Below are 8,556 nucleotides of genomic sequence, written 5' to 3' on the forward strand. Positions count from 1 at the left end.
GGAACTCAAACCACTGGAGACCAGCGGTTCCATGTCAGGATAGGAGGGTGAGCCCCCTGCCGCCGACCCCGCGCTATGCCGAGAACGCAACGTCGACTGCCTGGATGAACCCGGCCCGCTCTCTGGCGATCATCTTCGTCGTGGCCATCCACAGTGTCAGCGCCACCGTCGAAACCGACCTGAGCGTCCACGGCGGCGGCACTTGGTGGACAGCCAACCTCATCGACGCGACCGCCCGCTGGTCGGTGCCGGTGTTCCTCATGATCTCCGGCGCGCTCGCCCTCGACCCCGACCGCGGAGTGCGGCCACGCGAGTTCCTCATCAAACGCTTCTACCGCATCGGCATCCCGCTGGTGGTGTGGACGGTCGTCTACATCCTCTTCCGGCTCTTCTACGAAGGCCGCATCCACACCAGCTGGAACCCGATCGCCGCGATCCTCACCGGCTCCCCGTATGTGCAGCTGTACTTCCTCTACGTGCTCGCCGGGCTCACTCTGCTCACTCCGTTCATGCGGCTGCTGTCGCTGCACGGGACGAAGCGGCTGCAGTGGGGCACTGCCGGGATCCTGCTGGCGATCGGGATGGCCGATCACATCATCTCGACGTTCTTCGACGTCGGCGAGCCCAACGCCGCCACCCGGTTCCTTCCCCTCATGGGGTACTACGTCCTCGGCTTCGTGCTGCGCGACTGGATCCTCACCCGCAAACAGACGATCCTCGCGTGGCTCGTCTTCTTCGCCTCCTACGGTGCGATCCTCGCGTGGTCTGCGATCGGGCCGGGGGACAAGCCATGGCGATTCGCCTACGAATACGTCTCCCCGTTCGTCGTGCCGATGTCACTGGCCGCCTATGTGCTGCTGCACACCCACATGCGCACCGGCTGGCGGTTCCTCACCAGGATCTACCCGTACTCATTCGGCGTCTTCCTCCTCCACCCGCTCATCCTGTTCCCCATGCGGCAGGTCATCGGCTACCCCAACACGGTCGGCTCTGTGCTGTTCCACGGACTCGTCCTGCCGATCGTCTACACGCTTGTCTGCACGGCAATCACCTGGCTGATGCTCAAGATCCCGTTCATCCGCGCAGCATTCGGCGCCGGCAAACCGCTGACCGCCAGGGCCTGAGATGTTCGGCGTCCGCATGCGGTGAGCGCCGGTCGCCGGCTGGCCTGAGCGTGTACCGTGACAGTGAGCATCCGCGGTTCGTCGAAGGAGCCCCCATGACCTCTCTGCACGCTGTTGTGACCGGAGCCAGTTCCGGCATCGGCGCAGCCACTGTCCGCCAGCTCAGCGCTGCCGGCTGGCGCGTCACCGCGGTCGCCCGCCGCACTGACATGCTCGAGGCGCTCGCCGCCGAGACTGGCTGCACGACGCTGACCGCCGACCTCACCACACCCGAGGACGTCTCCGCGATGGCTGAGCAGATCACCGCCGGCGGTCCGGTGCATGCGCTCATCGCCAATGCCGGTGCCGCGTTCGGCCACGCCGAGATCGCCGATGCCGATGTCGCTGACTGGGCCAAGACCCTCGACCTCAATGTGCTCGGCACTGTGCGCACCGTCAATGCGCTGCTGCCGGCGCTGCAGGAGTCCGGCCGCGGTGATGTCGTCATCATGGGTTCGACCGCCGGACTCATCACCTATGAGGGCGCTGGGGCCTACACCGCGTCGAAGCATGCCGTGCATGCGATCGCCGAGACCCTGCGCCTGGAACTGGCCGGCACGCCGGTGCGGGTCATGGAGATCGCCCCGGGCATGGTCAAGACTGAGGAATTCAATCGCAAGCGCTTCGGCTCACAGGAAGCCGCCGACAAAATCTACGAGGGAGTCGAGAAGCCCCTGACTGCTGAGGACATCGCCGACGCCGTTGACTGGATGCTCAGCCGCCCGCATCACGTCAACGTCGACCTCATGGTCATCCGGCCGATCGCCCAAGCCGCCCAGCACAAGGTCGCCCGCCACCGGGGATTATGAGTACTGTTCGTCTGCGCGAGCTCCTACTGGGCCCGAGGATCATTGATCCCGGGCTTCGGTTGCTTGTTCTGGTCATCGCGATAGGGACCTTGCTCCCGGGCAGCTTTGAGTATGACTCCCCGGTCTATATTGCGACGAGGATCCTGGCTGCCGGTCTCACCGTTGTGGCGGTATTTTGGCCCTGGACGGTAGGTATATCTGCCTCATTTGGTTATTTCGGCATCCTGTTCGTCAGCCCATACATCGATCGTCCCTTCATCCTGCCGGCTGCCGTTGCGATAGGGATCCTTTTGTCTCAGAGCCGTTGGAAAGCAGGCCTCGCTGTCACTTTTGCGTTCCTTGGGGTTCACGGTTCGGCAATACTCCTTGCAGATCACGCTCCCTATGTTCGGGAAACAGCGGAGCTGATGCTGGGCCTAGGTCTCGCGGCCGTTATCGGTCTGTTAGCCAGATGTGCGGACGCACGGCTCAGATCTGAGGTGGCTAAGCGTGTAGAGCTTGCCCGGCAGAGTGAACGTAAGAACGCGGCGATGCGGGAGCAAATGATCCGCGACACTCATGACACCGTTTCACACGGGTTAGCGCGGGAGGAAGCGCTCCTGCGTTACATGATCGGCAGGCCCTTGGCGGCTGAACACGGGTACCAAACGATTCAGACCGAGGGCGCGCGTGCAATGGCAGAGCTCGCCGTTCTCAACGCCCATACTCAGCAACTGCTTCGGCTCCTTCTGCAGCGCCTTCGTGATCAGGATCGCGACGAGGCAGATGCCCACCTTCTCGAGTCGAACCTCTACTCGGCTGCGCGAGGGCTTGCGCGAGCTGCGCGCTCGGCCGGTGTTGATCTAGAAATGAGCGTAGAGAACCTCCCAGCGCGCTGGGACAGTCATAAGGTCGAACAAGTACTGTTTGTAATGCGAGAGATGGTGACAAATATCATCAAGCACTCTTCACCTGCTGGAAAATCTCGGATCGAGGTTTTTGGGAGCTCCTCTGCAATCGGTATTGAGGCCGAGCCTGATCTTATTCGGATGCGTTCGACGAATCCGTGTGAACCGAAGCAGGTATTTACCCCACGTACAATCACATCTCGGGCAGCAGCGGCGGGAGGGTCCGCTTCAGCTCGGCACGAAAACGGTGAGTATGTCGTCTGTGTGGTGATCCCTGTTGGCGGCAACTAATGATTGGGTGGGGACTGGTCCCATGACCAGCCGATGTCGCGCGTCGCGGGCGACACGGGTGATGATCGTGGACGACGATCATTGGGTGGTTCGCGGTCTTCAGACAGCTCTCGGTGCGTCTCCCGACATCGAGGTTGTGGGGATCGGACGAGATGCGGAGTCTGCCGTTCAAATCTACCGAGAGTGCAAACCCGACGCGGTGCTGATGGATATCGCAATGCCTGGTGATCTCAGCGGGATTGATGCTACTGAAGCAATCCTTCGGTATGATCCAGGCGCTGTTGTCATTGTGCTTACGACGACTGCTCCGGGCGCCGGACTGATTCGAGCCGTTGATGTCGGTGCCTGTGCGGTCTTATCAAAATCAGCAAGCGACGATGAAATTGTGAGGGTAATCCACGCAGCAGTACACGGAGACGACCCCCGGTTGCTTGAAGGCCTTCTCGCTGATCTTCGGTTGAGCAGTGGAACCGGACCTGGGCTCGGTGCTACCCCAGAATTGACTGGTCGGGAGCGAGAAGTGCTCGCGCTGATTTGCAAAGCACACTCTTATGCTGCCATCGCTGAGAAGCTCAAGATCTCGGAATGGACGGTGAAGTCTCATACCAAGGTTCTGCGAGAGAAGCTGTTTGCGGGAAACCTGGCACAACTCGTAGTGCGCGCACTGGAGTATCGGTTCATTACTTGATCATCAGCCGTAGGCTTGTCGACAGTCATTCTCGCAGCGCTATCGCCGGATCCTTACGGCTCGCGATCCATGCTGGATATGCAGCGCTTACGAAGCCAGTAAGTGCTCCGAGAAGGATCGAGGTTGGGAGCGCCCAACTTGGGACAAGTACCGGCCACCCTTGTAATATCCCGAATGCCACGGCCGCGAGAGATCCGAGGCAACATCCTGCGACACCTCCGGCGAGACCTACAACCGAACCTTCCACCAAGAACAATGCTGCTACTCCGGCTCTGCTGGTACCCAGCGCTCGGCGGAGCGCGATCTCATGCGTTCTTGCATGAACGAAAAGCGTTGTGACCGCTGCGGCGCTTATCGACGCCAGGACCAAGAGGACTGCAGACAAGACCGTGATGAAGTAACTCAAGTCGTTGGCAACTGCAGATCGCGTAGACCTCAAATCGGCGACTGTTCGCGTCTGGACGTCAGCGGGGTTGGCTGCGGAGATCGCAACTGGTGTAGAGGCGGCAACTGCAGCCGGATATCCGGGATCAGTGACTATTGTAAAAACTGCTTCATCGGCTGAAAGGCCGTGGAACGCCCCGGGATTCACAACAACCGAGTTGCGCAGTTGTGGGCTTTCCGGGCCAGCGTTGAGAGTGCCCAATACCGGTACCAGCTTGCCGTTGATCCACAGCTGGCTGCCGCGTGCAGGAAGCCCTGCCTCATCCAAACCGATTCCAAGATCATCCGCTGCTTCTTCTGGGATCAGAGCAGCGGGATGGTCACTCCTAAGAAATGATAGGTGAGAAGGAGATGTGCTGCGCGAAGCCACATCGAGGTAGCTCGGCGAGGCAACCATCAGACCAACGTCGCGCGCTGAGGACTCACTCGGGACGCCGGCTCGGCGAATATCAACTGTATCCGGCGTACGAATGACTGCGAAACCCGCAGTTCTGACGTGGTCAAGCTTCTGCAGCCGTGCCTCCGCAGCAACAAGCGGTTCCGTGTTAACTAGCTCTGTGGGATCAAGTCGCAGTGTCGCGGTGACGCTGTTCGATCCTGCTGCGACAAGACGATCGTCAACCTGTGCCGCGGCACCTAGACTCATGCTTGATGCTGCAATTAGACCGCCGATCCCCAATGCGAACGCACTTACGAGGAGGGAAGTGCGCAGTACCCGATTGGTGAGATTTCGGAAGCTCTCGGACCACGTGTCTGTCCACTCCTGAAGAACTCCACGGCCTTTTGGTAAAGAAGGCCCGGAACCCTCACGAGGGGGCGAGTGCGAGTTGTCCCCTTGAGGAGTGGAAACGAGATACCCGGATGGAGCAGCCGTTCGTATGTCGGAGGAAATCTGGCCGTCGCTGATAGTGATCACCCGGTCTGCAGCTTGAGCAATACTCGAGTCATGTGTGATCACCACCACCGTACTGCCGGCGGTCCAAGCGCGTCGCAGGAGCGAGATTACCCGCCATCCGTTCTCTGTATCCAGGCTACCTGTCGGCTCATCAGCAAGGACGAGAGTGGGTTTGCCAGCAAGCGCGCGGGCTGTCGCTAGCCTCTGCCGTTGGCCGCCCGAGAGCAAACGCGCTTCCTGATCGGCGAAGGCAAGCAGGCCAACCTCCTTGAGTTGCTGACGAGCAAGGCGTCTGCGTTGATGCTTTGGAACCTGCATCGCGACCAATCCGAGGGTTGCGTTCTCAAGCACGGTAGCGTCACTCAAGATGTGGGCAGATTGAAACACGAAGCCGATGCGTGAACCGCGCACAACATCAGCTTCCTTTTGCGTCAGGGTGGCTGTGTCCTCGCCGGTCAGAAAGTACTGACCCGAACTGGGCCTGTCCAGTAGTCCAAGAATATTCAACAGCGTCGACTTACCTGACCCTGAGGGACCTACGATCGCAACGAACTCGCCCTGCACGATCGACAAAGACACGCCCGCGATTCCGACGGTACCATCGGCGAAAGTGCGGCCGACATCGTTGAGCTCAATTGCAGGTGCTGTTTGCTTGCCGTCCATTACGTGACCTTAACTTCCGCGCCTGGTTCAAGAGCACCGTCAATCGCGGCGTAACCACCGTCTGTACCAGTTACAGTCACATCGACGCGACGTGGAGGACTATCTCCTGGTGAGCGCACAAGCAGGTAGTCACCCTGGGCGTCGGTACGTACTGCAGTTTGAGGCACAGCGAGCACTGGCGCATCCTCGGCCGCGGAACGGACGGTAACACTCATTTCTGCTCGCCAATCGGGCGGGTCTTGAAGCTCGATCGTGAGACGCCGGCCGGCGCGGCCATCACCCGATTCCTCGGTCTCCACCTCACCGATCTTGGTGATGGAACCCTGGACAGTTTCCTGGCCAGATTGGACATGCACCTCCTGTCCAGCCTGCAGCTGGTCGCTTGAGACCAAGTCTGCGAAGCTCTCAACAAACACTCCTGACCGGGCGAGCTTCATCACGGGTTCTTCACCAGGAGCAGACCCGACGGGCATCGCGGAGACAACAAGTCCTCCGTCGACAGGCAGATCGATGAACTGTGCAGCAGGAATGGCGAACTGTGAACCTACGCTCGGTGCTGCATCTTCTGGCTTTGTATGGGAAGCCTCACTCTCGCTTGTATCTGCCGCAGGAAGATCAAAACCGTGCGCTTTGAACAGGCGACGGGCCGCGTTGATCGTACCCCGGGTGACTGTCCCCGTGGCGCGAGTGGAATACCCCGCATCTGAGAGCGCTCTCTGCAAAAGGGTGACATCGTCTCCTGAATCACCAAGCTGCAGGTCGCGATACGAGGCGAGTGGGCCGCTCAAGCCAATATATGGCCGCCCGCTGATGACGACGAGCAGCTGTCCCGCTCGGACGGTCTCGCCTGGAGATTGAGGCTGTCGGACTATGACATCTGAATCGCCTAACCCTCGAATTGTGACGGGTTTCTCGCTGGGTTGCTTAACTGTCCCAGGCAGCGTGACTCCGGAAGAAACCACGCGTTCTTCAGCATTAGCCCAGACTGTTACGGGTCTCGATTGCTCCTCCAGCGCGTCGCCGTCTGGAGGACTGTAGATGTGCCCAATGACTAAACCGGCCACGAACATCGTGAGTAGAGCCACCATTAGAACGGTGCCACGGAGCTTTCGACGGCGAATGACCGAGACCATGGGTCAACCTTCAGCGAGATATCGGCGGGCAGCTTCAACAGCCTCGTCCTTCTGCTCTTGCTCTTTCGCAAGTGTTGCTTCGTTCTGCTCGATTAGAGTTTGTTGGTAGCCAGCTTCCCTGTCCGAAAGCTGCTGGGTGATCTCCAAGTCGGAGTTACACTGAGCTTCGAGCACGGCAATACGGATCTCCTCTTCGGTCGCGCCAGCGTTGCCGTCAGTTTCAAGACTCTTCACGAGAACCTCATCTGATTGAGCGCTTCCCCATTCATCTGGTAGCGGAGTAAGCCCCTGATCTGAAAGGCAGGAATCATATGACTTCTTCATTTCGCTCCATAGCGGATCCTCGCGCAGGAACTCAGCCGCCTGATCTCTAATCTCCGTGGCATTCGTGCCACCGGGCTGAGTCATTGACGCCACGTCAAACTTCTTGGTTTCATCGGCTGTCTCAACTAGGCATTCTTCGCGAGGTTGCCCCATTTCCTCTGTGGAGTCAACGCCAGAGATCTCGGAGCTATCACCTTTCAGTCCGAAGCCGTACAGCTTGGCGCGTTCAATGTTCCATAATCCGAACCGTCGGTCTTCGTTCGAGCCTGTATCCGCTTTTGGCGTCGGTTCGTGACCAGCAGCTTTCAAGCAATTATTCACGGCCTTTTCAGCTGCGCGTGAGAGGTCGCGAGCTTCTTCATGATTAGGGATGTATGAATCGATGGGCATGCGCACGGTTGATGTTTCCTGGTCCAGGATTGCGCGCGCGCCCGGTTTCGGGGTGACTTCATTGGAGGGTGATGATCCGGGGGCGCAACTTGTCAACAGTGCTACGAGGGCTAGGGAAGTGATGGTAGTGTTGAGGCGCGGGTGCACGGTCCGATCCATTTCTGTGATTCTGTGATTCCGTCGTATTAAGGCAATCGCGCCAGAGCCGGCGAGCTAAATATGCGCGGCTCAGGCGCGACTCCGAGATTTAGAGCCGCTTGAAGCTGCGGATCTTGTCATTCCACCGATAGTTCAACTTATTGTAATCGTATTTGATCGTCCATGAGTCGCCGCGGTATCCGGTCGACTTGAATATAGTTGTTGCTTTTCCGTGATTTCGGATCGATGACGCTTTTCGGTCCAGCCCGTTCTTAATAGTGGGTGCATTTACTGCCGCATAGGTCTTGCCCTTGTAGTTCGCGTGTTCATATAAAGTCGACGCGGCCGCAGGAGAGGTAGCTACCCCCCCCTACTGCGATAATCCCTCCGAGGGTGAGAGCCGTGGCAAGTGTTCTTATCTTCATTGTTCCAACCATCCCTAGCGAACTAGAGCCCGTTCCTTCTGCGGGTGCTTCTCTGTCCACCCGTTATTAACGTATTGAGATAGTGATAAGACCGGTATCCCTCGAATGAGGGAGTTCTAGCTGAGAATCGCCTGTGGGGTGATCTGGCCCTCGGGCTGCTCGTCACGTGCGCTCCCGCCACAAGGCATGCCGCTGGTTCGGGCCTAGATGATTGATTCCAAGGGTTCAGTGGTCGTACGCGGTCAGTGACCGGAGTACCGGCTGTCCGGTCTTCTGGTTGTGCCAGATCGCAGTAGTCAGCGCGAG

At 59.1% G+C, this 8,556-nt stretch carries 7 protein-coding genes; 4 read left to right on the forward strand and 3 right to left on the reverse strand.

Going from position 1 to position 8,556, the window contains the following annotated elements:
* Positions 1–47 precede the first annotated feature (47 nt).
* From ACFFN1_RS14760 to ACFFN1_RS14775, 4 genes are all read left to right on the forward strand, one after another.
* Positions 48–1,124, forward strand: coding sequence for an acyltransferase (locus tag ACFFN1_RS14760; protein ID WP_376841614.1), 1,077 nt, complete (start codon positions 48–50; stop codon positions 1,122–1,124).
* A 95-nt stretch (positions 1,125–1,219) separates the two neighbouring features.
* Complete coding sequence (locus ACFFN1_RS14765; protein WP_376841615.1) at positions 1,220–1,972, forward strand: SDR family oxidoreductase; 753 nt, start codon at positions 1,220–1,222, stop codon at positions 1,970–1,972.
* Positions 1,969–3,150, forward strand: coding sequence for a sensor histidine kinase (locus ACFFN1_RS14770; RefSeq protein ID WP_376841616.1), 1,182 nt, complete (start codon positions 1,969–1,971; stop codon positions 3,148–3,150). The genes ACFFN1_RS14765 and ACFFN1_RS14770 overlap by 4 nt, the downstream gene beginning before the upstream one ends.
* 61 nt (positions 3,151–3,211) lie before the next feature.
* A complete protein-coding gene (locus ACFFN1_RS14775) occupies positions 3,212–3,838 on the forward strand; it encodes a response regulator transcription factor (protein ID WP_376841617.1) in 627 nt (208 codons plus the stop codon).
* Between the two features lie 25 nt (positions 3,839–3,863).
* Here ACFFN1_RS14775 and ACFFN1_RS14780 read toward each other — a convergent pair whose 3' ends face one another.
* From ACFFN1_RS14780 to ACFFN1_RS14790, 3 genes are read right to left on the reverse strand one after another with little or no spacing between them, the layout of a single operon-like run.
* Positions 3,864–5,840: an ABC transporter ATP-binding protein/permease gene (locus ACFFN1_RS14780; RefSeq protein ID WP_376841618.1), complete on the reverse strand. Its 1,977-nt coding sequence runs from the start codon at positions 5,838–5,840 to the stop codon at positions 3,864–3,866.
* A complete protein-coding gene (locus ACFFN1_RS14785) occupies positions 5,840–6,973 on the reverse strand; it encodes an efflux RND transporter periplasmic adaptor subunit (protein WP_376841619.1) in 1,134 nt (377 codons plus the stop codon). Before ACFFN1_RS14785 ends, ACFFN1_RS14780 begins: the two co-directional genes overlap by 1 nt.
* Before the next feature lie 3 nt (positions 6,974–6,976).
* Positions 6,977–7,846, reverse strand: a complete 870-nt coding sequence (locus tag ACFFN1_RS14790) for a hypothetical protein (RefSeq protein ID WP_376841620.1) — start codon at positions 7,844–7,846, stop codon at positions 6,977–6,979.
* Between the last annotated feature and the right edge of the window lie 710 nt (positions 7,847–8,556).

The organism is Brevibacterium otitidis (assembly GCF_042429315.1).
In the GTDB taxonomy this organism is placed as follows: Bacteria; Actinomycetota; Actinomycetes; order Actinomycetales; family Brevibacteriaceae; genus Brevibacterium; species Brevibacterium otitidis.